The 26,245-nt window shown below is 62.2% G+C and carries 28 protein-coding genes; 11 read left to right on the top strand and 17 right to left on the bottom strand.

Features of this window, described 5'->3' with window-relative positions; translation table 11 throughout:
• Nucleotides 1–102: 102 nt before the first annotated feature.
• Both ARC63_RS06310 and ARC63_RS06305 read left to right on the top strand, forming a co-directional pair.
• Complete coding sequence (locus tag ARC63_RS06310) at nucleotides 103–663, top strand: recombinase family protein (RefSeq protein WP_010921730.1); 561 nt, start codon at nucleotides 103–105, stop codon at nucleotides 661–663.
• 3 nt (nucleotides 664–666) lie between these two features.
• Entirely contained in the window at nucleotides 667–3,633 is a 2,967-nt protein-coding gene (locus ARC63_RS06305) for a Tn3-like element TnAs1 family transposase (protein WP_005413400.1), read from the top strand.
• Here ARC63_RS06305 and ARC63_RS06300 read toward each other — a convergent pair.
• A complete protein-coding gene (locus tag ARC63_RS06300; RefSeq protein WP_032966765.1) occupies nucleotides 3,630–3,830 on the bottom strand; it encodes a hypothetical protein in 201 nt (66 codons plus the stop codon). The two genes, ARC63_RS06305 and ARC63_RS06300, sit on opposite strands and share 4 nt — an antisense overlap.
• 61 nt (nucleotides 3,831–3,891) lie before the next feature.
• On the opposite strand from ARC63_RS06300, the gene ARC63_RS22695 reads away from it, so the two are divergent.
• The 3 genes from ARC63_RS22695 to ARC63_RS06290 all read left to right on the top strand — a co-directional run bounded on the left by ARC63_RS22695 (nucleotide 3,892) and on the right by ARC63_RS06290 (nucleotide 6,033).
• Nucleotides 3,892–4,152: a hypothetical protein gene (locus tag ARC63_RS22695; protein ID WP_049401600.1), complete on the top strand. Its 261-nt coding sequence runs from the start codon at nucleotides 3,892–3,894 to the stop codon at nucleotides 4,150–4,152.
• 379 nt (nucleotides 4,153–4,531) lie between these two features.
• Nucleotides 4,532–5,116 carry a DUF6988 family protein gene (locus tag ARC63_RS23915; RefSeq protein ID WP_401750236.1) on the top strand — a complete coding sequence of 195 codons (585 nt, stop codon included), beginning with the start codon at nucleotides 4,532–4,534 and terminating at the stop codon, nucleotides 5,114–5,116.
• Nucleotides 5,117–5,358: 242 nt separating this feature from the next.
• Nucleotides 5,359–6,033 (top strand): helix-turn-helix domain-containing protein, encoded by a 675-nt coding sequence (locus ARC63_RS06290; protein ID WP_005413401.1) that lies wholly within the window; start codon nucleotides 5,359–5,361, stop codon nucleotides 6,031–6,033.
• A 314-nt stretch (nucleotides 6,034–6,347) separates the two neighbouring features.
• On the opposite strand, the gene ARC63_RS06285 is transcribed toward ARC63_RS06290, so the two are convergent.
• The 5 genes from ARC63_RS06285 to ARC63_RS06270 all read right to left on the bottom strand — a co-directional run bounded on the left by ARC63_RS06285 (nucleotide 6,348) and on the right by ARC63_RS06270 (nucleotide 10,489).
• Entirely contained in the window at nucleotides 6,348–6,806 is a 459-nt protein-coding gene (locus ARC63_RS06285) for a cyclin-dependent kinase inhibitor 3 family protein (protein WP_021201830.1), read from the bottom strand.
• Between the two features lie 1,269 nt (nucleotides 6,807–8,075).
• On the bottom strand, nucleotides 8,076–8,603 hold the full coding sequence (locus ARC63_RS06280) for an NIF family HAD-type phosphatase (protein ID WP_021201831.1): 528 nt from the start codon (nucleotides 8,601–8,603) through the stop codon (nucleotides 8,076–8,078).
• Between the two features lie 101 nt (nucleotides 8,604–8,704).
• A complete protein-coding gene (locus ARC63_RS23410) occupies nucleotides 8,705–8,848 on the bottom strand; it encodes a hypothetical protein (protein ID WP_153855340.1) in 144 nt (47 codons plus the stop codon).
• A gap of 403 nt (nucleotides 8,849–9,251) precedes the next feature.
• A complete protein-coding gene (locus tag ARC63_RS06275) occupies nucleotides 9,252–10,193 on the bottom strand; it encodes an SseB family protein (RefSeq protein WP_049401588.1) in 942 nt (313 codons plus the stop codon).
• A 2-nt stretch (nucleotides 10,194–10,195) separates the two neighbouring features.
• Nucleotides 10,196–10,489, bottom strand: coding sequence for a BPSL0761 family protein (locus ARC63_RS06270; protein WP_223224794.1), 294 nt, complete (start codon nucleotides 10,487–10,489; stop codon nucleotides 10,196–10,198).
• Nucleotides 10,490–10,783: 294 nt separating this feature from the next.
• On the opposite strand from ARC63_RS06270, the gene ARC63_RS06265 reads away from it, so the two are divergent.
• From ARC63_RS06265 to ARC63_RS06245, 5 genes are all read left to right on the top strand, one after another.
• Nucleotides 10,784–11,047 carry a heavy-metal-associated domain-containing protein gene (locus ARC63_RS06265; RefSeq protein WP_021201833.1) on the top strand — a complete coding sequence of 88 codons (264 nt, stop codon included), beginning with the start codon at nucleotides 10,784–10,786 and terminating at the stop codon, nucleotides 11,045–11,047.
• Nucleotides 11,048–11,184: 137 nt separating this feature from the next.
• Nucleotides 11,185–11,580 carry a hypothetical protein gene (locus ARC63_RS06260; RefSeq protein WP_005413404.1) on the top strand — a complete coding sequence of 132 codons (396 nt, stop codon included), beginning with the start codon at nucleotides 11,185–11,187 and terminating at the stop codon, nucleotides 11,578–11,580.
• Nucleotides 11,581–11,659: 79 nt separating this feature from the next.
• Nucleotides 11,660–12,958 (top strand): TolC family protein, encoded by a 1,299-nt coding sequence (locus ARC63_RS06255; protein ID WP_275942804.1) that lies wholly within the window; start codon nucleotides 11,660–11,662, stop codon nucleotides 12,956–12,958.
• Nucleotides 12,955–14,469, top strand: a complete 1,515-nt coding sequence (locus ARC63_RS23775; protein ID WP_005413406.1) for an efflux RND transporter periplasmic adaptor subunit — start codon at nucleotides 12,955–12,957, stop codon at nucleotides 14,467–14,469. The genes ARC63_RS06255 and ARC63_RS23775 overlap by 4 nt, the downstream gene beginning before the upstream one ends.
• Nucleotides 14,466–17,606: an efflux RND transporter permease subunit gene (locus tag ARC63_RS06245; RefSeq protein ID WP_005413407.1), complete on the top strand. Its 3,141-nt coding sequence runs from the start codon at nucleotides 14,466–14,468 to the stop codon at nucleotides 17,604–17,606. The genes ARC63_RS23775 and ARC63_RS06245 overlap by 4 nt, the downstream gene beginning before the upstream one ends.
• A gap of 104 nt (nucleotides 17,607–17,710) precedes the next feature.
• Here the strand turns inward: ARC63_RS06245 and ARC63_RS06240 are convergent, their stop codons facing one another.
• Together ARC63_RS06240 and ARC63_RS06235 are read right to left on the bottom strand one after the other, a co-directional pair.
• Nucleotides 17,711–18,541: a DUF4198 domain-containing protein gene (locus ARC63_RS06240; RefSeq protein ID WP_005413408.1), complete on the bottom strand. Its 831-nt coding sequence runs from the start codon at nucleotides 18,539–18,541 to the stop codon at nucleotides 17,711–17,713.
• A 26-nt stretch (nucleotides 18,542–18,567) separates the two neighbouring features.
• Nucleotides 18,568–18,897, bottom strand: a complete 330-nt coding sequence (locus ARC63_RS06235; protein WP_223025135.1) for a TonB-dependent receptor — start codon at nucleotides 18,895–18,897, stop codon at nucleotides 18,568–18,570.
• A 46-nt stretch (nucleotides 18,898–18,943) separates the two neighbouring features.
• Between ARC63_RS06235 and ARC63_RS06230 the strand changes: the two genes are divergently transcribed.
• Entirely contained in the window at nucleotides 18,944–19,132 is a 189-nt protein-coding gene (locus ARC63_RS06230) for an arginase family protein (protein WP_187756563.1), read from the top strand.
• Between the two features lie 29 nt (nucleotides 19,133–19,161).
• On the opposite strand, the gene ARC63_RS06225 is transcribed toward ARC63_RS06230, so the two are convergent.
• The 9 genes from ARC63_RS06225 to ARC63_RS06185 form a co-directional block, all read right to left on the bottom strand.
• On the bottom strand, nucleotides 19,162–19,713 hold the full coding sequence (locus tag ARC63_RS06225) for a DUF305 domain-containing protein (protein WP_031269107.1): 552 nt from the start codon (nucleotides 19,711–19,713) through the stop codon (nucleotides 19,162–19,164).
• Between the two features lie 74 nt (nucleotides 19,714–19,787).
• Entirely contained in the window at nucleotides 19,788–20,063 is a 276-nt protein-coding gene (locus tag ARC63_RS06220; RefSeq protein WP_005413412.1) for a hypothetical protein, read from the bottom strand.
• 28 nt (nucleotides 20,064–20,091) lie between these two features.
• A complete protein-coding gene (locus tag ARC63_RS06215) occupies nucleotides 20,092–22,227 on the bottom strand; it encodes a copper-transporting P-type ATPase (protein ID WP_024957401.1) in 2,136 nt (711 codons plus the stop codon).
• 247 nt (nucleotides 22,228–22,474) lie between these two features.
• Nucleotides 22,475–23,404, bottom strand: a complete 930-nt coding sequence (gene copD, locus ARC63_RS06210) for a copper homeostasis membrane protein CopD (protein WP_017354978.1) — start codon at nucleotides 23,402–23,404, stop codon at nucleotides 22,475–22,477.
• Nucleotides 23,405–23,414: 10 nt separating this feature from the next.
• Nucleotides 23,415–23,798, bottom strand: coding sequence for a copper homeostasis periplasmic binding protein CopC (gene copC, locus ARC63_RS06205; RefSeq protein ID WP_005413416.1), 384 nt, complete (start codon nucleotides 23,796–23,798; stop codon nucleotides 23,415–23,417).
• Nucleotides 23,799–23,976: 178 nt separating this feature from the next.
• Nucleotides 23,977–24,327: a four-helix bundle copper-binding protein gene (locus tag ARC63_RS06200; RefSeq protein ID WP_012480213.1), complete on the bottom strand. Its 351-nt coding sequence runs from the start codon at nucleotides 24,325–24,327 to the stop codon at nucleotides 23,977–23,979.
• Between the two features lie 70 nt (nucleotides 24,328–24,397).
• On the bottom strand, nucleotides 24,398–24,922 hold the full coding sequence (locus ARC63_RS06195) for a DUF411 domain-containing protein (protein WP_012480214.1): 525 nt from the start codon (nucleotides 24,920–24,922) through the stop codon (nucleotides 24,398–24,400).
• Nucleotides 24,923–24,936: 14 nt separating this feature from the next.
• The gene (locus ARC63_RS06190; RefSeq protein WP_223224792.1) at nucleotides 24,937–25,482 is read right to left on the bottom strand and encodes a nuclear transport factor 2 family protein; all 546 of its coding nucleotides are present in this window, start codon (nucleotides 25,480–25,482) and stop codon (nucleotides 24,937–24,939) included.
• Nucleotides 25,466–26,236 carry a c-type cytochrome gene (locus ARC63_RS06185; RefSeq protein ID WP_005413420.1) on the bottom strand — a complete coding sequence of 257 codons (771 nt, stop codon included), beginning with the start codon at nucleotides 26,234–26,236 and terminating at the stop codon, nucleotides 25,466–25,468. The genes ARC63_RS06190 and ARC63_RS06185 overlap by 17 nt, the downstream gene beginning before the upstream one ends.
• Nucleotides 26,237–26,245: the final 9 nt, after the last annotated feature.

Raw genomic sequence — 26,245 nt, 5'->3', positions numbered from 1 at the left:
CACATGCCTGCGAAGGTCATAGATTTCAGCCTGACAGAAACGGGGTTTGAGGCACAACGGAACAGAAGGAGCACTTAAGCCGCCTTCAACCAAGGAGACATCGTGCAGGGGCACCGCATCGGCTACGTCCGGGTCAGCAGCTTCGACCAGAACCCGGAACGCCAGCTGGAACAGACACAGGTGAGCAAGGTGTTCACCGACAAGGCATCGGGCAAGGACACCCAGCGCCCCCAGCTCGAAGCGCTGCTGAGCTTCGTCCGCGAAGGCGATACAGTGGTGGTGCACAGCATGGACCGGCTGGCCCGCAACCTCGATGACCTGCGTCGCTTGGTACAGAAGCTGACTCAACGCGGCGTGCGCATCGAGTTCCTGAAGGAGGGCCTGGTGTTCACTGGCGAGGACTCGCCGATGGCCAACCTGATGCTGTCGGTGATGGGGGCCTTCGCTGAGTTCGAGCGCGCCCTGATCCGCGAGCGGCAGCGTGAGGGCATCACCTTGGCCAAGCAGCGTGGCGCGTACCGGGGCCGCAAGAAAGCCCTGTCCGATGAGCAGGCTGCTACCCTGCGGCAGCGAGCGACGGCCGGCGAGCCCAAGGCGCAGCTTGCCCGCGAGTTCAACATCAGCCGGGAAACCCTCTACCAGTACCTCCGCACGGACGACTGACACATGCCGCGTCGCTTGATCCTCTCGGCCACGGAGCGGGGCACCCTGCTCGCGTTGCCAGAAAGCCAGGATGACCTGATCCGCTACTACACCTTCAACGACTCCGACCTGTCGCTGATCCGTCAGCGGCGCGGCGACGCCAACCGCCTCGGCTTCGCCGTGCAACTCTGCCTGCTGCGCTACCCCGGCTATGCGTTGGGCACTGACAGCGAGCTGCCCGAACCGGTCATCCTGTGGGTGGCCAAGCAAGTCCAGACCGATCCGGCGAGTTGGACGAAGTACGGCGAGCGCGATGTGACCCGTCGCGAGCACGCCCAGGAACTGCGCACCTACCTTCAACTGGCCCCGTTCGGCCTGTCCGACTTCCGCGCCCTGGTGCGCGAGCTGACCGAACTGGCCCAGCAGACCGACAAGGGCTTGCTGCTGGCCGGCCAGGCGCTGGAGAGCCTGCGGCAGAAGCGACGCATCCTGCCGGCGTTGAGCGTGATCGACCGGGCTTGCTCGGAGGCCATTGCACGGGCCAATCGGCGGGTCTACCGCGCCCTGGTTGAACCGCTCACGGACTCGCATCGGGCCAAGCTGGACGAGCTGTTGAAGCTCAAGGCCGGCAGCAGCATCACCTGGTTGACCTGGCTGCGCCAGGCACCGCTGAAACCCAACTCTCGGCACATGCTTGAGCACATCGAGCGGCTGAAGACATTTCAGCTGGTGGACTTGCCCGAAGTCCTGGGCCGGCACATCCACCAGAACCGCCTGCTCAAGCTGGCCCGCGAGGGTGGGCAGATGACGCCCAAAGACCTCGGCAAGTTCGAGCCGCAGCGGCGCTATGCGACCCTGGCCGCCGTGGTGCTGGAGAGCACTGCAACCGTGATTGATGAGCTGGTGGATCTGCACGACCGCATCCTAGTCAAGCTGTTCAGCGGCGCGAAGCACAAGCATCAGCAGCAGTTCCAGAAGCAGGGCAAGGCGATCAACGACAAGGTGCGCCTGTACTCCAAGATCGGCCAGGCGCTGCTGGAGGCCAAGGAAGCCGGCAGCGACCCCTATGCCGCCATCGAGGCGGTGATCCCCTGGGACGAGTTCACCGAGAGCGTCAGCGAAGCCGAGCTGCTGGCCCGGCCGGAGGGCTTCGACCACCTGCACCTGGTCGGCGAGAACTTCGCCACCCTGCGCCGCTACACGCCGGCTCTGCTGGAGGTATTGGAGCTGCGCGCCGCCCCGGCCGCGCAGGGCGTGCTGGCAGCCGTGCAGACGCTGCGCGAGATGAACGCCGACAACCTGCGCAAGGTGCCGGCCGATGCTCCCACCGCCTTCATCAAGCCGCGCTGGAAGCCACTGGTGATCACCCCGGAAGGCCTCGACCGGCGCTTCTACGAAATCTGCGCCCTGTCCGAGCTGAAGAACGCCCTGCGCTCCGGCGACATCTGGGTCAAGGGCTCGCGGCAGTTCCGCGACTTCGACGACTACCTGCTGCCGGCCGAGAAGTTCGCCGCGCTCAAGCGGGAACAGGCCCTGCCGCTGGCGATCAACCCGAACAGCGACCAGTATCTGGAAGAGCGCTTGCAGCTGCTGGACGAGCAGTTGGCCACTGTCGCCCGCCTGGCCAAGGACAACGAGCTGCCCGATGCCATCCTCACCGAGTCCGGGTTGAAGATCACCCCGCTGGATGCGGCGGTGCCGGATCGGGCGCAGGCGCTGATCGACCAGACCAGTCAGTTACTGCCGCGCATCAAGATCACCGAACTGCTGATGGACGTGGACGACTGGACGGGCTTCAGCCGCCACTTCACCCACCTGAAGGACGGGGCCGAGGCCAAAGACCGGACGTTGCTGCTGTCCGCGATCCTCGGTGATGCGATCAACCTCGGGCTGACCAAGATGGCCGAGTCGAGCCCCGGTCTGACCTACGCCAAGCTGTCCTGGCTGCAAGCCTGGCACATCCGCGACGAGACCTATTCGGCGGCCCTGGCCGAGCTGGTCAACCACCAGTACCAGCATGCCTTCGCCGCCCACTGGGGCGACGGCACCACCTCATCCTCCGATGGCCAGCGTTTCCGGGCTGGCGGCCGGGGCGAGAGCACCAGACACGTCAACCCGAAGTACGGCAGTGAGCCGGGACGGCTGTTCTACACCCATATCTCCGACCAGTACGCGCCGTTCAGCACCCGCGTGGTGAATGTCGGCGTGCGCGATTCCACCTATGTGCTCGACGGCCTGCTGTACCACGAGTCCGACCTGCGGATCGAGGAGCACTACACCGACACGGCCGGCTTCACCGATCACGTCTTCGCCCTGATGCACCTGCTGGGCTTCCGTTTCGCGCCGCGCATCCGCGACCTCGGCGAAACCAAGCTGTACGTGCCGCAGGGCGTGCAGACCTACCCGACGCTGCGGCCGCTGATCGGCGGCACCCTGAACATCAAGCACGTCCGCGCCCATTGGGACGACATCCTGCGCCTGGCCAGCTCGATCAAACAGGGCACCGTCACTGCCTCGCTGATGCTGCGCAAGCTCGGCAGCTATCCGCGCCAGAACGGCCTGGCCGTGGCCCTGCGCGAGCTGGGCCGGATCGAACGCACGCTGTTCATCCTAGACTGGCTGCAAAGTGTTGAGCTGCGCCGCCGCGTGCATGCCGGCCTGAACAAAGGTGAGGCGCGCAACTCGCTGGCCAGGGCGGTGTTCTTCAACCGCCTTGGGGAAATCAGGGATCGGAGCTTCGAGCAGCAGCGCTACCGGGCCAGCGGCCTCAACCTGGTGACGGCGGCTATCGTGCTGTGGAACACGGTGTACCTGGAGCGCGCCACCCAGGGGTTGGTCGAGGCCGGCAAGCCGGTGGACGGCGAGCTGCTGCAATTCCTGTCGCCGCTGGGCTGGGAGCACATCAACCTCACCGGCGATTACGTCTGGCGGCAGAGCCGCAGACTGGAAGACGGGAAGTTTCGGCCCCTACGGATGCCCGGAAAACCTTAGCGTACGATTTTTTCCGAATTCTGCGAGCCCCCCAGGAAGAATTGCGTAGACCCGCGCGCAGCAAGCACTACGTTGTGCTGAGGGATCAGCAGCAGCTTTGCCCCCGCGGAATACGCCCCTGTGAGAGCATCCTCTGCCAGGGTATCCGCTGCGACGACGAGGTGGTCACGAGTGAGGAGAACGTTGAGGATGCTCATTGCGGGATCGTCTAGACGTTTGCAGACTATCGCCTTCCCCTCCCCTCCTGTCCAGACTGCTATGGCCTCCGCGATCACACAAATTCTTGGTCGCCCCAATGCTTGCGAGAACGCACTTGAGATACGCCGCGGCTACCTCAAGGCGATGGAAGATGCGCTGCGGGTTTCGCTTCTGATCCACCAAGATCCAAGGCTTCTGTTCGACACGTGGGCCAGACTGCTCCCCTTGATCGCTCAAAGCCACGAGAGTGACGGCAGCCAGCCATTTGCGACCGGGATCGTCCGCTCGCGCGATCATGGATCCCGGCGGTTGGCTGGCTGAGCGTATGGTTGCAATATAGGAAGCAATCGCGCGCGGACCAGAACGCTGTTCATCGCAGACATTCTTAGGGTGCCATTGCAGAGATTTCAGCTTTTGAGGAATAAAATTTCAGTGCAAGACGGTCCATTGCAGAAAAATTTGACTTGCGACTGACGCAACGCAGAAATTGCTGATGCACGGATGATGCAATGCAGAGATTACCGGCTAACAGATGCTGCAGCCCAGCCGGCCAACTGAGGGCTTTGCCCGATGGACGAGCCGTTACTCTTGCCTGCAGATCACGATTCTAGGATGACTTGTGCCTCAATCGGCTGACCAGGATCGGGCGTCTGTGCTGGAGGGCTCCTTAGAGCTCTTGGGTGAAATTCGAGCCGCTTGGATGGAGATAGAGCATGGACGTGACCGAAGATCGACGGCGGTGGCGGCACTTTGCCAGATGTCCCTTGATCACGCCGTGGCAGTACAGTCCCTGATCGCTACTCTGCCCCAGTCAGCAATCTCGCTGGTCCGGCCCCAGTATGAGGCCCTCGTGCGTGCAACCTGGGCATGTTATGCAGCTACCGACACCGACATCGAGAAGCTTCTTGCGCCCCTGACTCTGGAGAGTCAGCAAGCGGCAAAGAGGCTCCCTGGCGTTCAGGACATGCTCGTAAAGCTTGAGTCCTCTGGGCCCCGAGGAGCATCACAGTTGTTGGGCAGAGCCAGACAATGCCTTTATGTCGGCTTGAACTCCTATCTCCATGCCGGGATTCACCCCTTGGCAAGGCAGTTAAATGGCTACCCGGGCGCGCTTCTGGCGGGGGTGGCCATGAACAGCAATGCGCTTGCCATGCTAACCCTTCTGAATCTGGCGCACCTGTGGCCAGGCGAACCAGTTCTGGCATGGATGAATGCACTGCATCATCAATTTGGGGGTGTTTTGCCAGAGTTGGAGCCATTGACCCCCCATCAGCCCTCGCCATAGAGCTGTCCCGGATCGCCTGCGCGTCTAGGGTGGGGTCTGTGGTGAGTGACTAGGCAGTTGGGCCTCGCCCCCCTCTGGGGGCACGGGGAGAACATCACGGGCGCATAAGCAGTTGCCCCGGATTTCTCGTTGGGGCAAGTCCTGGCAGTTGATCTGTGTCGGGGGCCTGTCGGGCGACTGTCATGTTTCCAAGTTCGGCACCCTCCTAATCTGGGCTCCCTACCCCTCCGGAGTTATCTTCTATGACCACCAAGACCCCGCCTCGCCTGCTTACCGCTGCTGAGGTTGGCGCCTGCATTCGCCAGTTCCGCCAGTTGCGTCATTGGTCGCAAGAACAATTGGCCGAGATCTCGGGCCTGAACGTGCGAACAGTTCAGCGGGTTGAGCAGGGTGACTCGGCCAGTTTCGACACCCGTCGCGCACTGGCGCGCGCCTTCGATTTCAATGACATCGATGCACTCAACAAGCCTTTCTCGCTGCCGACAGACGAGGAACTGCAGGCGGCGCAAGCGCAGTTTGAGCGCGACTACATCACCCTGGCGGTGTCCCCGCTTGCTGCTGGGCGCGAGCTGGCCAGCCTGATCGTTTCGTGCGACATGGATCTGTCCGAACCGGCTTTCGAGCTGTCGCGCGAGGCGGCGAGCGAGTTTGCTGCACTGGTCGACTACTACCGTGAGTATCGCGACTGCCAAGACCTGTATTCAGAAGTCGACAAGCTAGACATCTACGACGGGCTGCAGCAGCGCATTGAGGTCCTGCGGGAACTGGGAGTATCACTGTCGCACGGTCAGCGTAAGGTCGTCATTCGGATGGGCTCAGGTATGCCGATGGATGCCACGGTCCTGTACGTCGTGGCGTTTCGCCTCGGCCACGAGTGCAGTCAGATCGTAACTCCTAAGGCAGCACGCATCGGCTGAGTCAGCATTCATTAGATCGATAGTGGTGGCGATACATCTGACAGATGTCTATTGATCGCGCCGTCGCAGTACAGTCCCTGGAGGTTGCCCTGCCTTAGTCAGCGATAGCGCTGGTCCGGCCCCAGCACAAGACCCTGATTCGTGCGACAGCAAGGTTCTTAGCTTTCGAGGCAGCGAATTTTTGATGTGCCCTGAACCCTCGCGAAGATCCACTATGGAGACGCCGTCGATTTCTGGATCCAGACCTAAGAAGCCCTCGAGTTCTGGATCCACAGGCAACTCGTCCTTGAGTTCCTGACTGCGCACCTGAGTGGTCAAGCTCCGCCCGGGTGAAGGCTCTGCGCCCAGTACTCTAGGAACTCCTCTTGAGCAATCGTTTCGATTGCGCCTGGCCTGGCATGCCGCACCATGTGGATGGCATCCGATGCCCGCTTGGCCTCGCCAGACTGCAGCAAAAGCATGGCAGCGACCGTTCCCGCGCGTCCCAACCCCCCCTTGCAGTGGACCACGATCCTTTGACCGCTCAGCATGTCAGCGACGAGCTCAGCACTTAGCTGTAGCCAATCTTTGAGGAGTCTGTCGTCTGGTGCGGCTCCATCAGTGATTGGCAGTCCATGCCAAGAGATGCCCTTCCCCGCCACTATCGCCGGTAAGCTCTCGATTCGAAGGTCCTTGAGCTCCCAAGGCTCAAGCAAGGTGACTAGGTGAGTGGCACCCCAGTCCTGAATAGCCGAGACGTCCACATCTAGGTCTCTCGCCCATGCTCCAGTCATGGCGACTTCCTGGTACTTGCCTGGCGCAAATGTCACCCCTATGCCGCCTCCATGGGCTCCAACAGGCAACTCTGCAATCAGTAACGGGTGGCTAGCGCTGGTGCGCATCATTTCGGCTCTCCCAACATGCGGTAACGTTCTGCGTCGTGCGCCGGGGCGCTCCCCGCTCATTCGCTGCACGGCTAGGATATCGGATGTTCAGATATCGTTGAACTGGAGAGAACACCTAAGGGTCAATATCGGAAAGTCAGATAGACAGTCTGTGGGCAGGTTGATATCCTGACAACTGGTATCGCGATTTGAGGGCTGTGTGGCCTATGTCGTTAGCCAACCGACCCTCATCGCGCCCTGGCCAGAACTGGACAATTTCGTTCGTTCAATAGGTCCCTTTCTTGCGTGCGCGTGGTGCGCGCTAGAGCGCTCAAGAACGGCTAGTTCGCCGGTAGCTGCTGAGGGGTTGGCCTCGCAGGCACTTGACACGCTTGCGACGCTGCGCGTCCTCCATCGCGAACCAGTCGAATGTTCTCGGCTTGCCGCAAGATCTCTGTATGAGCCCCTGGCTTGGTCCTACAAATCTCCGTGGTCTCGCAGTGACTTGAACCTTGAGTCGGCATTGACCCGGTCGCTCACCCAGTGGGCGGCTGAGTGCACGCCCAGTGCGAGGCGGAATCTCGGAATTTCACTGGCATCCACCGAAGCTCGAGCGTACTTGGCAAACCTTCTGCGGAAGCATCGGTTGGACCCGAAGCTAGGCGACGGGCTTCAGTCGATTGGATCGCCTGAATGGAATGCGCTCAGCTTGGGGCGTAAGCGCTACGTGCTGTGGGCGAGCATGCGAAATTCTGCCTCGGAGTTCATACAAAGCGGTTTGGATGAGCATGCCGCGAGGCGAGCACTTGATCGCGAGATAAAACGCAGATGCATCTGGTTAGCTGGACGCGAGCAAGCTGGAACCCTCGCCCGGAAGGATTTTTGCTTCTTGCCTGGTCAGGGTTGGCGTCAGCCGTTGATCCTGGACGTTGCAATGGAGACTTTCCTGCCGCTGGGCATGGCGTACTGGCTGGAACCTAGCGGCAGTTGGCAGCTTTAGCTTCTAGTCTGAGTAGACCGACCAGCTGCCACGGGTCCATGAGATGGTTTGAGGGGGCTCAGGACTCTATCGCGGTAAACGCCCCCCCAGGTCTATATCGACGGTTCTCCAACGAAGCGCTGGACCTTGGTTGACCGGCGAGCCTGTGGCCCATTGGACGCTGGCCAAGAGATGGCCCTCTAGTACTCGTTCAGTCGCTTACGGATTGCCTCGATGGCATCGTCCAGTCCCGCGTCGTCCTCGGGGTAAGGAGAACAAAACAGTTGAACCGGGACCCAGCAATGTTCCTGTCCCGGTTGTACATAGGGGGCGTAATCATCTAGTAGCCATGCAGAGCCGATGGGCTGGGAAACGTTGGCAAGATCCTTCGTCGGCCCAGTCCAGTCTATGTATGGCAAGCGGGCAAACCAACCCGGGGCCGCTCCTTCGCAAGCCAATAGGTCGGCAATCTCGCGAAATCTAGGCTCCGGAACTGTGGTGAAGATGACTAGACCCTCAAAGAGCGACTTTGCCGACTCCAGAAATTCGTAGAGGCCCGGGCGCGGGATCTGGCTTACAGCGTTGGAAATCAGCGTTCCTTCTAAGTCCAAGGCGAGGATGGACGGGCGCATTGTGTAATGGTCCTCTTTGGCGGGGGTGAACGTCGGTACCGCTACCAAGCCCCGCCGGAGGGTGATCCGCCGGCGGGGCTTGGTAGCATCAGACATCTTCGAACTCGCTCGCTTGCTTGAGTTGGTTCTCAAGGAAATCAATGCGCTTCTGAAGATCGGCACTTAGATAGGCTTTGTCCGTAAAGTCCATTGCTGTCTCAGGGATCATCTCCAGCTCGACGCGTGTGGATGTAGCTGATGTACAGCGCCGCATTCCAGCTCGCTTCGCTCAATGGCAGTGTTGAGCGGTTGATGATGCGGGCGGTGATGACTGGCTTGGGCCCAAAGAAGCTGTTTTCCATCCGGAACTCTGGATCAACCGCACTGACCCTCTTTAGCTCGGCGATAGTAGGAAGTTGATCGTTGGCCTCCTGTCATAGCGCTTCTATCTCCTTGGGATTGCTATCCCTGATGTGCTTAACCTGCCCTCTCACCACCTGCCTTACGGAAGCGTTTGGGTAGGTCTGGTTCAGTTTTTCAAGAAGGTCGGCAGGGATTCGTGAGAAAAACAGCCGAATCGTCTCTAACACCATGATTCAACGAGGAAACACCCCTCGACGTCAGGCAGTTCGTGGATTACAGACCTAGGCTTGATTGAACCAGAAGCCGCGTGACACAGGCATTCCTGGAGTACTGCTCAGGCACGCGTGCCCTTCTTGAATATTGGATTCAAGAGTTTCCACGCTCCTGACCCAACGGAAACCTTCAAGAAGGCTCTGACCGTCGCCTGATCCATTGCAGTAGTTCCTCGTGCGGGATCGTACGTCCAGCGTCGACGTCGGCCATACCCTCGCGGGTCCGCCGTTCCTTCTCTTCCTCGGTCAATCCCGGAAGGAGTGCTAGTAGCTTATCTTCAGGGCTCATAGGCCGATGAGCTGTGCTCAAGTTGGCTTGATTCTCGTGAAAAAATATGGGCAGGATCTGGGGATCATCCAAGCCCGCCGGCAAAGGCAGCGATACGTCGTGGACCGCCAAGTCGATGATGACGTCCAAATCTGAGCATAAGGGCTGTATGGCGGTGGTCACCAGACGAGCCGCCCGCTCGGCGAAAGCCAGGTCCACCACCAGCCAGATCAACAGACCGGGAGGCTGTTCGACGCCCCCTGACGAGTGAGTTTCCAGGAGATAGGCCGACGAGACGAAGTCGGCGTGCTCAAGGCTGCCGCTGATGGCCGGAGCGAGCCAAGCCGGCGCGGCCTGGGCAGGTCTCACCGCGAACTCCGCCGGCGCCAGACGTTCCACCCTGGCCAGAAAGCCCGTATCCAACAATGTCGCAACCTCTTCCGGGTACAGGACAACGCCGCCGTAGTTGGGATTGAGCATCAACGTCGCGCCGCGAGTACCGGTTAGCAGCTCACGGCCTGAAACTCCCAGAATTCTGACAGCAGACGAGCTGGCCGCCTGCGCCTTGTCGAGCGAGGTAAAGAAAGGGATCGCATCGAAACCGTCAGGATGGCGGAACTGGACCAGCCGCAGTGTCTGCGCGTCGTCCGAGATGGGCGCATGCACGTACACGATCGCATCCATCAGTCGCTTGAAGAATGCGCGTTCCTCGGCCGCACTGTCGCGGGCCCGTTCAAAGGAAGCCTCCAGCGCTGTCTCCGCAGACGTAGTCCCTCTTCCACGCGGCCTGCTCGGTTGCTTCATGGTCAGATGCGATGAGGGCCGAGCGGGTACCCGGAGAACCAATCCGCCTCGATCTCGCTGCTCAGGTAGGGTCGTACGAAGGCCGACTGGGTCAGCGCTCGCAGCCGCTCTTCGTGCTCAGCAATCGCCTCGATGTCGCTGACGGTTGGATAGTGCCGCAGCAGTCGATATGCCTCTTGCCGCACCTCTTTAGGCACGGCTTGGCTGGCCGCTAGCTGCCTGAGGAACGCGCCCGCCTGCAGCACATTGCGGGTGCGCTCAGATGGCATCGTCATGACATCAAGAATGACTAGCACTAAGGAATGCTTAGCTTATCGCGTTTGTGGCCGGCCAGGGCACGGTGCAACTACAGACCTTGCGATTCCTGTATTAATGTAATATAATCAATAACTTAATTCGCATAAGTGAGCGTTATGTCCATGGAGTGAGGGCCAATAGGAACGAGCAGGTAGCCTGAGCCTTCCCATGATGGGAAGGTCAACAACGCGGGACGGATTACCACTCAACTTGCCTGTCGTTTGACCTTCCCACCGTGGGAAGGCTCATCGTCACGCCGTCGGCAAACCGCCGATGCTTTTGGAGGGTTGTCCATGAATCTCGTTGTTGAAGGTATGACCTGTGGTCACTGTGTCCGAACGGTCACCCAAGCCATTCAGGCCCTTGACCCCCACGCCCAGGTGGACGTCGATCTGGGCAGTGGCGTGGTCAAGATCGAGGGCCTGCTTGCCGTAGAACAGGCGGTTGAGGCTATCCAGCGGCAAGGCTATGTGATCGCTGCGGTGCTCCCTTCTGAGGCTGGTACGCCGGCCGCCCCGGCCGTCGCATCCTCCTGCTGCGGCGGATGCCACCGCTGAGTCCGCGCGAGGGCTTGATCCTGATCAATGACAGTCGGCCCCAAGAGGGCTAGACTGGCCATCATGAGAGCTCGCACGTCCCCTGCCCTGATCTGCCCAGCGTCCGCAGGCGCTGCTTCGGGCGTGCGGGAGCTGTCATGGTGAGGCTGCTGAGGCGGTGGCGGCGACCCCGTTCTCGTGCCCGACTGGCATGGCTGGGACTGTGGGCGCTGCTGCTGCAGCAACTCGCGCTGGTGGCTTACGCCTGTCCGCTGGAATCGGTGGAAGCTGGACAAGCGACCCTGATGGTCGGTTGCGAAGAGATGTCCACGCCGGATCCCGATGCTCCGGCGTTGTGCGACCAGCATTGCCAGCGCGATCACATCGCCACGGCCGATGCGAAGGCCCCTCAAGTGCCTTACCAGCCCGCGCTGGCCGCCTTCGCGCTGGTGCAGGCTCTGTTGCCACCGGTACACGCGCAGTTGTATCGGGATGTTCCGGTGTGCGTGTCCGATCCGCCTCCCCTGCAGCGCTTCTGTAGCCTGCTGATTTAAGCCCCCTCCTGGATTGACCCGTGCTCGTGCTGCATGCGTTGCAGCGCGCTCGTTGTCGTTTCCCGGAGGTCTTATGGAGATGTCTTTCTTCTTGCGTGCAAGGCGCAAGATGGCGTGTGGGTTCGTGTTTGCCCTGGCGCTCAGTGGTCCTGTGCTGGCGGCATCGCCCGCTATCCCGATCAGCTACACAGAAGCCCTACAACGGGCGCTTGCTAACGCCCCAACCCTGCACGTGCGCCGATCGCAGATCGATGCCAGTACCGAAGAAGCCGCGCGTGCTGGCGCGCTTCCCGACCCACGTTTGATCGTGGGGCTGGCGAACTGGCCCGTCAGCGGACCCGATGCCTTCAGCTTGCGGGCCGATGAGATGACCACCCAGCAAATCGGTCTGATGCAGGAGTTTCCTGCGCGTGCGAAACGACGTGCCGAGCACGCGTTGGCGCAAGCGACGCTGGCGCAAGCGCGCTCACTGTCGATGGCCGAACAGCAGATGGTGGCCCAAGCGGCCGCGCTGGCCTGGATCGAGCTGTGGAGTACGCAGCAAGCCGTAGATGCGTTGGAAGGTCTGCGCGAGCCGGCCCGTATAGCCGAGCGTGCGGCGCGTGCTCGCTTGGCAGGCGGCACGGCCGGGGCCAGTGATGTGCTTGCCGCCCAGGCCGCCCTACTGCAGTTGGACAATCGCCTGGAGCAGGTACATGCGGAGCACGCCGCCGCGCAGGCCGGCCTGGCGCGGTGGTTGGGTATTGCACCAGAGGCGATCTTGGCCAGTGGTGCGGCACCGGATTTTTCGCAGTTGCCATTGGAGCCCACCCAACTGCTGGCCAAACTGGACCAACACACGCCACTACTGGGCTGGGAGGCACGCGAGAGCTTAGCCCAGGCCCAGGTGGATGCGGCCGTGGCCGAAACCCGCCCGGATTGGAGTGTGGAGCTCACCTACGGACGTCGCGAGCGCGCACCCGACGGCATGGCGCGCAGCGACATGCTCATGGTGGAAGTGGGTGTGGGCCTGCCGCTGTTCCAGAAGAACCGCCAAGCACGAGGCATCGCGGCACGGCGGGCCGAGCTGGAGGCGGTGTCCGCAGAGCGCGATGAGGCCCGGCGCATCCAAGCCGAGTCGGTGCAACGCGCGATAGCGCGATGGCGCGGGTTAACCGGCCAGTTGGAGCGCCAGAACACGCAGAGCCTGCCTTTGGCGCGCGATCGTGCACGCACGGCGTTGGCCGCCTACGGCGCCGGTGCCGACCTGCAGCCGTGGCTGGAAGCGCGGCGCGATGAGATCGAATTGCACCTGGAGAACGCCCGTCTGCTGGGCGAACAGGGCCGTGCCTGGGCGGCACTGGCCTATCTGCTACCCCATGAGGAGAACACGCCATGAGCCCGACCAAGACGCGTCTCACACAGCTCGCCGTGGCCCTCGGGTTGCTGGCGCTCGGCTTTGCCGGCGGCTACGCCTGGATGACTCGAACCTCTGATACCACCCCGCCCCCCGGCACGAGCGTCGCAGATCAAGCACGCAAGGTGCTGTACTGGTACGACCCCATGGCGCCGGAGCAGCGATTCGACAAGCCGGGCAAATCTCCGTTCATGGATATGGAGTTGCTGCCCAAATACGCAGATGAGGCCATAGGGGGCGGAACGCAGATCGATCCGCGCCTGCAGCAGAACGTGGGCATACGCACTCAGGAAGTGACGGTAGAGTTACTAGGGACTGCCGTACGCGTGCCGGGCACACTGACGTGGGATCTGACCCAGGAAAGCGTGATCAGTGCGCGCATGGAAGGCTTGATCACCCACGTGCAGGTAAAGGCGCCGTTTACCGAGGTTCGTCGTGGTCAAACGCTGGCCACCGTGCAGGCCCCGGCATGGAACGCGGCCATCGCCGAAGCACATGCCCTGAGCCAAGCTCAGTCCGCGGGCGCGCGTGAGCTGCAGGGTGCGGCGCAACAACGGTTGCGTTCGTTGGGTGTTCCTTCTGGCGCCTCGGCCAGAAGTGGCGTCGTGCTTAGCGCAGACCACAGTGGTGTCGTGACCGAGATCCTGGCACGCGAGGGACAGACGGTGATGCCCGGTACGCCACTGTTCAAGATCAATGGGCTGGACACGTTGTGGCTGGAGGCCTCGGTACCCCAGGCAGCGCTGGGCACCTTGCGGCCGGGGACCTCAGTGCAGGCCACGGTCAGTGCCTGGCCGGCAGAGCGCTTTGCCGGACAGATCCAGGCGTTGCTTCCCCAGGTCGACATGGCTAGTCGCACGCAGCGGGCGCGAATTGTGCTGCGCAACCCGCAGCGTCGGCTGGTGCCGGGCATGTTCGCCGAGGTTCTGGTGCAGCCCGACGCCGAGCAGGCCCTGCCAGTCGTTCCCACGGAGGCGCTGATCGCCACCGGGCGGGACAGCCGGGTCATCGTGCAGGATCCGGACGGGAGCTTCCGGCCAGTGCGGGTGAGTGTGGGACGTAGCGTGCAAGGGCGCACGCAGATCGTGGCAGGCTTGGCCGGTGGTGAACGCGTGGTCGTCTCGGGTCAGTTCTTGCTCGACTCCGAAGCCAGTCTCTCCGGTGCGTTGGAGCGCCTGGGTGCTGCACAACCGACACGCCCTGCCAGCGCATCAGGTGTGCACGAGCGCCATGACGCCGGGCACGAACCACGCACTGTCGTGCCGTCACCGTCCAGACAGCCGGCGCCTGTCGCGCCAGACACCTCCACCTCTACGCCGCCGCGCTGCCCGGTGCAGTACTGGTATGACCCGATGGTGCCGGAGAAGCATTTCGACAAGCCGGGCAAGTCACCGTTCATGGATATGCAGTTGGTACCCAAGTTCGGCCCCGCCGCAGCCGCTGATTGCCAGGCAAGCGAGGTCATGTCCGAAGCGATGGAGGGCACACCATGATCGCGCGCCTGATCCATGCTTGCATCGCCAATCGCGTGCTGGTGCTGGTTGCCGCCGCGCTGCTGGCGGTGGTCGGTATCTGGTCGGTAAAGAACACGCCGCTGGATGCGCTGCCGGACCTGTCCGATACCCAGGTCATCATCCGCACGCAATGGGCGGGGCAAACCCCGCGCATCATCGAAGACCAGGTCACCTACCCGTTGGCCACCACGATGTTGTCCGTGCCGGGCGTGAAGGCGGTACGCGGCTTCTCCTTCTTCGGTGATTCATTCGTCTACATCCTGTTTGACGATGCCACTGATCTTTACTGGGCGCGCTCTCGAGTGCTCGAGTACTTGAGCCAGGTACGCGATCGACTTCCGCCGAATGTGAATCCGGCGCTGGGTCCTGATGCGACAGGACTGGGCTGGATCTACCAGTACGCCTTGGTGGATCGGACAGGTCAACGTGATGTGGGGCAGCTGCGTGCGTTGCAGGACTGGTTTCTTCGTTATGAGCTAAAAACCGTGCCGGACGTGGCTGAAGTAGCCAGTGTGGGCGGTGCGGTGCGCGCCTGGCAGATCCAGCCCGATCCGCAGGCGTTGGCGGCCCGTGGACTGACGGTGGCCGAGCTCATCGAGGCGGTGGATGCGGCCAACGGCGCTACCGGGGGCTCGGTGATCGAACAAGGCGAAGCCGAACTGATGGTGCGCAGCGAAGGCTACCTGCGCACACAGGAGGCGTTCGAACAGGTGCCGGTAACCGGCAACGACGGCATCCCCGTCCTGCTCGGCGAGGTGGCCACGATCAGTCGCGGGCCGGTCTTCCGTCGTGGTATCGCAGAGTTGGATGGTCAAGGTGAGGTGGCCGGCGGCGTGATCGTCCTGCGGACCGGCAAGGATGCCTTGGGGGCCATTCGGAACGTCAAAGCGCGACTGCAGGCGTTGCAATCCAGCTTGCCCGAGGGCGTGGAAGTGGTGCCGGTGTACGACCGCTCCGAGCTGATCCAGGATGCGGTACGCAACCTCACCCACAAGCTTGGCGAAGAGTTTCTGGTCGTAGCGCTGGTATGCCTGCTGTTCCTGTGGCACCTACGCTCGGCGTTGGTGGCCGTCATCACCCTGCCTTTGGGTATCCTGGCGGCCTTCATCGTGATGCACGCCCAGGGGATCTCCGCCAACTTGCTGTCATTAGGCGGCATCGCCATCGCCATTGGTGCGATGGTCGATGCAGCGGTGGTGATGATCGAAAATGCACACAAGCATCTGGAGCACTGGCGGGAGGCGCACGGCCGGGAACCTCAGGGTGAGGAGCGCTGGCAGCTGATGGCCCGCTCGGCGGCCGAGGTCGGACCGGCCCTGTTCGCCAGCTTGCTGGTCATCACCCTGTCTTTCGTGCCGGTTTTTGCCCTGCAGGCGCAGGAAGGGCGATTGTTCTCGCCTCTGGCCTACACCAAGACCTACGCGATGGCCGCCGCAGCAGGGTTGTCGGTGACCTTGATCCCCGTCTTGATGGGCTACCTGATCCGCGGCCGCATCCGCCCGGAACAGCAGAACCCCATCAATCGCATCCTGATCGCTGGCTATCGGCCCATCCTGCTGTGGGTCCTCAAACATCCCGGTGTCACCTTGCTGCTCAGCGGCCTGCTGCTAGTGCTCACCTTGATCCCCTTTAGCCGGTTGGGCAGTGAGTTCATGCCGCCCTTGGAAGAAGGCAGCCTGTTGTACATGCCCACGGCCCTGCCCGGCCTGTCCGCCGACAAGGCCCGTCAGTTGCTCCAGCTCTCGGGCCGGATGATCAAGACCGTACCGGAGGTTGAGCACGTGTTCGGCAAGGCGGGCCGTGCCGAAAGTGCGACCGATCCGGCACCGATCGAAATGTTTGAGACCACCGTGACCTTCAAGCCGCGGGATCAATGGCGCCCGGGCATGACCCCCCAGAAGCTACGCCAGGAGTTGGACGCAGCGGTCAAGATTCCCGGTCTGACCAACCTATGGGTCCCGCCCATTCGCAATCGCATCGATATGTTGGCCACCGGCATCAAGAGCCCGATTGGGATCAAGGTCTCCGGACCCGATGTGGAGCAGATCGAGCGCCTGAGCCAGCAGATCGAGCAGGTGGCCAAGACTGTGCCCGGCGTGAGTTCGGCACTGGCCGAACGCGTCACGGGTGGGCGCTATGTCGATGTACAGGTGCGCCCGGAAATCGCTGCACGTTACGGATTCACTCAAGGCCAACTCCAGCAACTGATTGCCACGGTCGTTGGCGGTGATCCAATCGGGGAAACGATCGAGGGGCGCGAACGCTATCCCATCGTCTTGCGCTACCCCCGTGGCCAGCGTGACTCGTTGCAGGCCTTGCAGGATCTGCCGCTGATCGCGCCAGGCGGTGTGCAACTGACCTTGAGCCAGGTGGCGGAGCTGTCAATCAGCCCAGGCCCGCCGATGCTCAAGAGCGATAACGGCCGGTTGGTGGGCTACATCTACGTGGATGTGGCCGATCGCGACTTGGGATCGGTGGTCCAGGACCTGCAAGCCGCGGTGCAGACCCAGGTGAGTTTGCCTGCCGGCTATGGTCTGGCGTGGTCGGGGCAGTACGAGTATCTGCAACGGGCTTTGGCACGCCTGCAATGGGTGGTGCCCGCGGCGTTGGCGATCATCTTCCTGGTCATCTGGATGGTGTTTCGCCGGCTTAGCGATGTATCCATCATCCTGCTCAGCTTGCCCTTGGCGTTGGTGGGCGGTTTCTGGTTGATCTGGGGGCTGGGCCATGCGATTTCGGTGGCCAGCATGATCGGATTCATCGCCCTGGGCGGCGTTGCGGCTGAGTTCGGCGTCATCATGCTGCTGTACCTGCGTCATGCCTGGGAGCAGCGCTTGGCCAGCGGTGCGCCGGAAGATGTGTCTACCCTGCAAGAGGCTATCTACGAAGGCGCCGTGCAACGGGTGCGCCCGAAGGCGATGACGGTAGCCGTCATCCTGGCCGGGTTGTTTCCGCTTTTCGTCGGTGCCGGTGCCGGCTCGGAGGTCATGCAACGTATCGCCGCGCCGATGCTGGGTGGCATGCTCACCGCACCGGTGCTCTCTATGGTGGTGATTCCCGCAGCGTTCTATCTAGTGCGGCGACGTGGATTGCGCGCGGCGCGGGGCGACCAATGAGAGACAGACTGAGCACTTGAGGTAAGTCCCCACAAAAAGACGCCAGTCATGGAAGAAGTCATGACTGGCGTCAAAGGGGAGAGTACCGCCTACATGCTTACTTATCAGTGCCCGGCGTGCGGGGAAATCTCAAAGCTCAGCGACGCCCGATCCGACACAAAATCCAAACCCTTTTGTGTAGAGGGCACAATGTGATTGGTGTGGATGTACCAGGTCTTGGCGGTGGTCACCTGGAAACTGGCTTGGCCTTGGGCATCGGTGCGCAGGAGCGTAGCGCTACCGTGCCCACCCTTGACCGGTGCGTCAGCACGATGACCGACGTACACGCGTAGGTTGGGCACTGGCGTGCCCTGCTGCAGCACCTGGAACGACAGCTGTTCGCCGACCTTCACGCTTCCAGGATTGCGGGCCAAGCGGATCTCCAGCGGATAGCCCAGCGAGGCAGCGAAATCGTCGGTCAGTTTTGTGCCCACCTGTCCAATGGTACGAGCATGCTTGGTATAGCTATAGGTGACCCCTTTGGGAAACTTGCTCGCATCATAGGTGGCCAGGGTATCGGGCAAGTCTTCCAACTCCAGGTACTTGCCGAACTCGCTGGCCGTACGCGTGCTGGTGGAGGCCATCGTCGAGACCCCCAGCAGATAGGTGCCCTCGCCCGCCGGATGCACGGTGAGCTGGCTCTGCTTGCCGACCTCTTTCCAACTGGCCAAGTCCGGTGCAGCCTTAGCGCCGCCCTGACTCAGCGAAACGTCCTGTAGACGCGCTCGGGTGACTGCACCTGCACTTTCATCGAAGGTGCCATTGTTCACCAACGCTGTGTTCGCCTCGCCCGCTGCGGTGCCAGGCTTGGAGAAAGCGACAAACAGGTCGTGCGCACCGGCACTGCCGGCCACAGCGAACAGCAGTAGTGTGGCGGATAGTTGCGTGTTTCTCATGATGTGTAGCTCCTCGTGATCGTGGCTTACCAGTGGTAACCAAAGCGGACATTCCAGCGACGACCCAGCAAGTCGTACGTCATGGTGTCGGTGTCGGTGTTGGGGTTGTTCTTCACGAACGGCGCCTTCTTATCGAGCACTTTTTCAACGCCGGCGGAGATATCCCACTTCTTCTTGATGCCGTAGCTCAGTTGCAGGCTGTGGTACACCACGCTGGACACATGCGAGCCGATCGTGTCGGGCACGGCGATGATGTCGTCCGCGCTGCCGATGTACTGCGCCGAATAGACGCCGGTCCAACGGTTCTTGCCCATACGCAGTGAGCCCAAGCCACGCCACTGGGTGTAGCTACCCAAGCCGCTGGTGATCTTGCCGGCGTACTCAATGGTGGTGGCCCCGGGCGTGAGCGCCCCCAACCCACGCGGGGTGAGTCTGGAGGTCCTGGAAGCCCTGCTGGATCTGGTCATGGCCTCGGGCAAGGTACGTGTGGTCGACGTGGCGGAACTGTGTCCGCCCCTGGATCCGGATCAAGCCACCGCACGTGTGGCCGCGCGTTTGATCCACCGAATGGTCAGTGCGCAGGCTCAGTGAAGTGATATCGGCTGGCAAAAGGCAGTGAGCTAATGGGAACGCTCAGCCAGCAACTGCTTCATTTGCGCGATCTCCTGTGTCTGCGAGGTAATAATGTCCTGGCAGAGCTTCACCAACTCAGGATCCTTCAGACGATTCTCCTCACACATCAGGATGGCGCCAGCGTGGTGGGGAATCATCGAACGGATGAACTGTTTGTCAGTGACCGCTGCTTGAGTGCGAATGCCCCACCAGCAGAACAGCATGAACGCCACCGTCAGACCAGCCAGAATCAGATTGCGTCGGCGATCGGGGTACATGCTGGACATTAGCCACAGCTCGATCAGCAGCATGGGAGCGGCCATCAGGCCCGCCATGTAGAACTGGTTCACGTTGTTATAGACGTTAGCCCACTGATCGACCATTGCGTACATCAATGCGTACATGGCCACGAAAGACAGGCCCATCATCAACAACAGGCGGCCGTAATGGCCTTGATGCCCTTGTTGTGCCTGGTGGGCAGGTTGGTGTGAGGCGTGCGGTTTTGCGTGCTGGGACTGCGGGTCTTGCGCGTTTTCGTGCGTACCGTGCGAAGAGGACATAACAATCTCCGTGGGAATGGCAGAACGGCGGAAGAACCCGCGAACTGTTGGAACAGCTCCCGGGCTGAGAACACTTACATACCCTTGCCGGCAGCGAATTCCTGCGGGCTCAGCTTGCCATCTTTGTTGCTATCGAGCATGCCAAAGTGCGGCGCCAGCTTGTGCTTGGCCAGTTCTTCCTTGGACAGCGAGCCGTCCTTGTTGGCATCGAGCTTGGTGAAATCGGCATCGGCCGCCGCCGGCTTGTGCTGACCGTGGTCGGTGGTGGGCGTGGTGGTCTGGCCGCCGGCGAAGGCCGCGCCCGCCATCAGGAACAAGGCCATCATCGAGAGGGAGGCATAACGCTTCATTGCAGTACTCCTTGTGGGATATGAGCCATCAGTGACAGGAATGGCCGCGCGCAGGCTCATCGGCGCGGTCAGGGTGGGGGGTGGCAACAACGGTGGAGCCGGACAAACGCAGGGCATTGGTGACCACCGAAACCGAGCTCAGGCTCATGGCCAGGGCCGCCATCATCGGACTGAGCAAAAGGCCGAAGCTGGGATACAGCAAGCCGGCGGCGATAGGCACGCCGATGGCGTTGTAGACGAAGGCGAAGCCCAGGTTCTGCTTCATATTGGCCACCGTCAAAGACGAGATGGCACGGGCTTGCACGATGCGCCTCAAATCACCCTTGACCAGGGTGAGCTGGGCGCTGGACATGGCCACATCCGTGCCCGTCCCCATCGCGATGCCCACATCGGCTGCCGCCAGGGCCGGCGCATCGTTGATGCCATCGCCAGCCATGGCCACGCGACGACCCTGGGCTTTGAGTTGCTGGACCAGGTCGGCCTTGTCCTGCGGCTTGACGCCACCACGCACATCCTCGATGCCCAGCGTGCGCCCCACGGCCTCGGCCGTCGCCTGTGCGTCACCGGAGGCCATCACCACGTGCAGGCCATCGGCACGTAGCAGGTTCAAGGCAGGCAAGGTCGTGGCTTTGATGGGATCAGCCACCGCAATGGCGCCGGCCAACCGACCATTGACCGCCAGGAACATCACGCTAGCGCCTTCTTTCCGAAGACGCTCGGCGCTGCTTTGCAAAGGTGCTACATCGGCGCCAACCGACGCCATCAGGCTTTGGTTGCCGAGCACGACATCCTGATCGGACACGCGCCCGCGGACGCCTTGGCCGGTGAGCGAATCAAAATCTTGGGCGGCCACCAGGTTCAAGCCACGTCGCTGGGCTTCAGCCACGATGGCCTCGGCCAAGGGGTGCTCACTGCCCTGCTCCAAGCTGCCGGCCAAACAAAGGATCTGATCGGCGTCGAAGCCGGCGTTGGAGAGCGTGTCGCGAAAGGCTGGACGCCCCTCGGTCAACGTACCGGTCTTGTCCACGATCAACGTGTCGATCAGACGTAGCTGCTCGATCGCCTGAGCATCGCGGAACAGGACCCCGACCTGCGCAGCGCGGCCAGTGGCGACCATGATCGACATGGGGGTAGCCAAACCCAAGGCACACGGGCAAGCAATGATCAGAACCGATACGGCATTGAGGACGGCAAAGGTCCAGGACGGTTCGGGTCCAAACAGACCCCATCCGAAGAACGTGAGCACCGCCGTGGCCAGCACGGCCAGGACAAACCAGTACGCCACCTTGTCCGCCATACGCTGCATCGGCGCGCGGGAGCGCTGGGCTTGGGCTACCAACTGCACAATCTGCGCCAGTACCGTCCCGGATCCGACTTTGTCCGCCCGGATGACTAAGGCGCCCGTCCCGTTGAGCGTGGCGCCTATAACGTGATCACCGACAGCCTTCTCCACCGGAATGGGTTCACCGGTCAGCATCGACTCATCGACACTGGCGCGGCCTTCGATGACTTCCCCATCGACCGGCACCTTCTCGCCCGGTCGTACGCGAAGCAGATCACCCACGTGCACGTGATCCAGCGCAACGTCCTCTTCGCCCCCATCGGGTTTGACGCGGCGAGCCGTCTTGGGCGCCAATCCCAGCAGGGACTTGATGGCCGCCGAGGTTTTGGAACGCGCCCGCAGTTCCAGCAGCTGTCCGAGCAGGGTGAGCGAGACGATGACCGCTGCCGCCTCGAAGTAGACCCCTACCCGTCCATGCTCGCGGAAAGAGTCCGGAAACAGGTCCGGTGCCACGGTGGCCACCACGCTGTAGCCAAACGCGGCGGCCACGCCGATGCCGATCAGCGTCCACATGTTGGGGCTGCGATTGCCGATGGACTGTAGGCAGCGCTCAAAGAAAGGCCACCCCGCCCAGAGCACCACCGGGGCGCTCAGCACGAGCTCAATCCAGGTGCGCGCCTGCGTGGACAAGCCGGGCAGACGGTGTCCCAGCATGGCCAAGACCAGGACGATCAACGTCAAAGGCAACGTCCACCAGAACCTTCGGGTGAAATCGCGTAACTCTGGATTGTCGTCCTCCTCCAGCGAGGGCATCTCCGGCTCCAGCGCCATGCCGCAGATCGGACAGGTGCCGGGACCTGGCTGACGAATCTGCGGATGCATCGGGCAGGTGTAGACCGTGGCGTGGGTACCGCTGGGTTGGGCCACCGCTGCTGGGGCGGTCACTTCAACTTGCTGGGGAGCATCGTCCGTATAGCGGACGGGATTGGTGATGACCCGTCCATCCGCAGCCTCGACAGGGGCTGCGCCTGCAGAATGGTGATGGTCATGGGACGACGGTGAGTTCATGCCGATGCTCGCTTTAGTGGGGATGGACTGCCAAGGCAGTGTGCCATTGCGGGTTACACAGCTATTCGGGGCTGAGCGTCCCGAGCACTGAAACAACAATCAGGATCAAGATGGCCAGCGCGGCCTCAGCCGTAACACTCTGCCGCAAAGCCCGCACCTCCTGCGCGGGATCTCCGCTGGTCAGCGCTCGTTCCAAGCGCGGCACCAGCGTCCATCGGTGCAGCGCTCCCAAACCCAGCATTCCAGCGAACAGGGCCAGTTTGAAAAGCAGCAACTTCCCGTAGGTGCTCTGGAACAGGGCCGAAAACGACCACGCGGTGAGATCCCCGTAGTGCGCGATGCCGGACACGATGAGCGCACCAACGAAGATCGTTCCCAGTGTCGAAAAACCATGCAGAAAGTCATGCGTTGATCGCAGACGCCCGCTGCCGTTCGTCTCTTTGCCGCGCAGCAGCATGGCAAGGAACATCAGGACCGCTGCGATCCAGCCGCCTGCCGCGAGAAGATGGACGATGCCTGCAGCAAGCCGGACCGCGCCTGCCAAGCCCTCGCCAGCGGCGGCGTGGCCGTTCCATGCCAGCGAAGCGAGTGCGCCGCCCGCCAGCATCGCCCCCAGCGGGAAGGCGGTCTCCACCTTCCCGCGGCGACGATGCCATCCGAGCACGAACATCAGGGCGACCAGCAGCGCGCCTCTCGCCATGGCTGCCCGGCCCGCGGACGTCTCGAGCAGATACCAGCCAAGCGATGCGCGATCAACCTCGGCAAGCGGCATTCCCATGATGCCCGCGGTCTTGAAGACGACATCGAGCCCGGTGAGCACGAGACCGGCTACGGCACCCGCCAATAGAACGCCCATGAGTGACCACCCGGCCAAGGCGTCGGCGAGTGCCGATCGACGCGACCCGTACCAACCGAAGAGTGGAACCCCGAAAAGAACCATGATGACAAGGTATTCCAAGAATCTCAGTGCATAAGCCGACAGGTCGAACATTCGCGACTCCTCAGCGCACCGTGAAGCTGAAGCTGCCCGGCATGGGGTGGTTGTCACCACCGACGGCGCGGTATTCCACGGTATAGACGCCCGGAGCCAGCGGTCCAGGCAACTTGGCACGCAGGGTCTTGCCGTTGTTGACGATCTCGGTCGTGAAATTCTCGATCGGCATGGTGGAACTGCCGTGCTTCATGAGCAACTTGAGACGCGACGCCCGCGGAATCAATGTCTCGTTGAACACGAGATCGATCTGGCCTGGCGAGGCCACCACCGCATTTGCCGCCGGTGTGGACTGCTGCAGCGCGGCGTGGGCGTGCGCGACCTGCAGCGAAAACTGCCCGGCCGCGATTGCGAGGACGAGCGCGAAGGAGCGAATGACGTTGGACGACTTCATATGGATAAATCCTCATTGGAATGTGATGCAAAGCCCGTTCGGGAGGGGCCGCGCTGTGTTCGATGCGACAAGCGTTAGATGTCGGACTGTCACTGAAACCACGATTTGTCGGATTTTCTTGATACTTCCGCTTTCGCGAGACGAGGATCCCACCGGCTCAGGCGGGATCCTCGACGCATTACGCTGCCATGGCGCTGCAGCTTTCCGCGCAGCGGCGACAAACTTCGGCGCAGCGCGTCATCTCAGGGTCGTTCATGGCGTCGCATGCATCGGCGCACTGGCGGCAGATCTCCGCGCAGGCACCGCAAACCACGTCGTGAACGCTGGCACCGCGCAGCATCGCGTCGGCACTGGTTGCGCAGGTATCGGCACACGTCGCCAACAGCGCGATGTGCTCCGGGGCCGCGTGAACACCTCCTTTGGTCAGGCAGTAGTTGATGGTCTCCAGGCAGATCGCATGGCATTGCGTGCAGTTGTCGATGCACTCGTTCATGGCCTGGGGCCGGTGTGCTGCGGAATGGTGAGTCATGTAGTTCTCCTTCTTCCTCGCGGGCGAGAATCGGCGCGCCCGCAACACCGTCCCCTGTTGCTGCGACGGATCAGTGCTGTGCGAACGGTTCAGTGGTTCCGTCGCGATGTATCAGCTCGACCGTGAACGGCTGCTGGCGTCCCTCCGGGACCTCCATGCCCGGAGAACCAAGCGGCATCCCTGGGAGGACCAGGCCGCGTGCGTTCGGCTTTTCTTCGAGGAGACGCTTGATGTCCGCGGCCGGAACGTGGCCTTCGATGACGTATCCGCCGATCTCGGCCGTGTGGCAGGAGCCCTTTGCATAGGGGACACCCAACCGCTCCTTGACCAGACCCAGGTCATCCATGTCGTGCACATCCACGGTGAATCCCGCCTTCTGCACGTGGTCGATCCAGACACCGCAGCACCCGCAGGTCGGGGTCTTGTGGACGGTCATGCGTGGCAGGGCTGCTGGAGTCGCGTCGGCTGATTGGACGACAACCTGTGCGGAGGGCGAGGTTGTGGGTTGCGCGGATGAAGCATCCTGGGTGCAAGCACCCAGACCAGCCACGGCAAGGACCACAAAAGTCAGACGGTGCAATGTGAGCGTAGTCATTTCAATCTCTCGACTCAGCGCTTGGTCCGCGAGGACCAGTGGATGTGGACGATCCGCCAGCCGTCCGCGGTCTCCTTCAGCACCATCGTCTCGTCGCTCTGGACGGTCAGTGGCTGGCCGTCCTTCTGGGCATGCAACTCGCTTTCGGTTCCGACCCACGCGAACTCGCCAGCGGCTCGTGCGCGCTGACGGAGCAGCTGGCGATGGGCGCCCTTGAGGAACGCCGCATCGCTGACTGCGTGATGGCCCATGTATTCCTCGCGGCTGCGTTCGGCGCCCCCGGACTCGAGGATGAGAACGTCGGCAGCGAGCAGGGCTTCGACCGTGGCCAGATCGCCGCTAGACAGGGCCCTGTTGAAACGCTCCGCTACGGCGACCGCGGCCTCTGCAGTGACTGGGACGTCGACGTCCGCAGATGCCGCGGCAGCGGGGTGATGTGCGTGCGGCTGTGTCGCCTGCGCCATTGCGGGGGACACGACGGCCAGTGCCAGTGCGAGGGTGAACGAGATTGCTGTTGCGTTCATTGCGTGGGCTCCAAGAAGATCAATGGGGGTGCGCATGGCCGTCATCGGCCACGGGCGTGTGTGGTGCAGGGTGCGACTCCACCTTGCCGTCGGGATGGCCGTGGCTCACCAACCCGACTTCCGTGTCGCTGGGTGTCGGGCCGTGGTGATCGTCGTCCACGCCCGGCGGGTGCGCATGCGGCATGGAGTTGTTGCCCGGCTCGAATAAGGCAGGGTGATCCTCGGCCTTTTCGTCGTCATGGTGGCCTTGCGTCTCGCCGCCGCCATGCGAATGGCCCTCGCTGCTGTCGACAAGTTCCTTGTACGCAGTCGCGTCCAGCGTGGGCAACTTCTGCAGGAAGGCCGACATGTTCCATATGAACTCATCGTCCATGCTGCCGCCCCAAGCGGGCATGCCGCTGGCCTTGATGCCGTGCTTGATCACCCAGAACGCCTCAGCTGGAGCGACCGGCTGTTTGCTTAGGTTCGGTGGCGCGGGGTACAGGCCCTTGCTCATCTCGGTGGCCGCCGCGTCTGGTGAAAGATGGCAGGTCACGCACATGGCGTTGTAGTTGCCCGCACCCTGGCGGATACGCTCAGGATCATCAAGGTTCGTGGGTAGCTGAAGCTTGGCGGCGCGCACCTCAATGGAACGCTCGCGCGCCGTTTCAAGTAGCGCATACACCGGGCGACTATGCGGATCGTCGGCGGCCACGTTGTACACGCCCAGAGAGAGCGTGGCGGTTGCGACCACCGCAACCAATGCCACGCCGGCACCGAGCCATACCCACATCTTTTTGTTGGATTTCATTGTCAGTTC

Origin of the sequence: Stenotrophomonas geniculata ATCC 19374 = JCM 13324 (assembly GCF_001431625.1) — a bacterium.
Taxonomy (GTDB): Bacteria; Pseudomonadota; Gammaproteobacteria; order Xanthomonadales; family Xanthomonadaceae; genus Stenotrophomonas; species Stenotrophomonas geniculata.
This window is presented reverse-complemented; position numbering and strand designations above follow the sequence as displayed.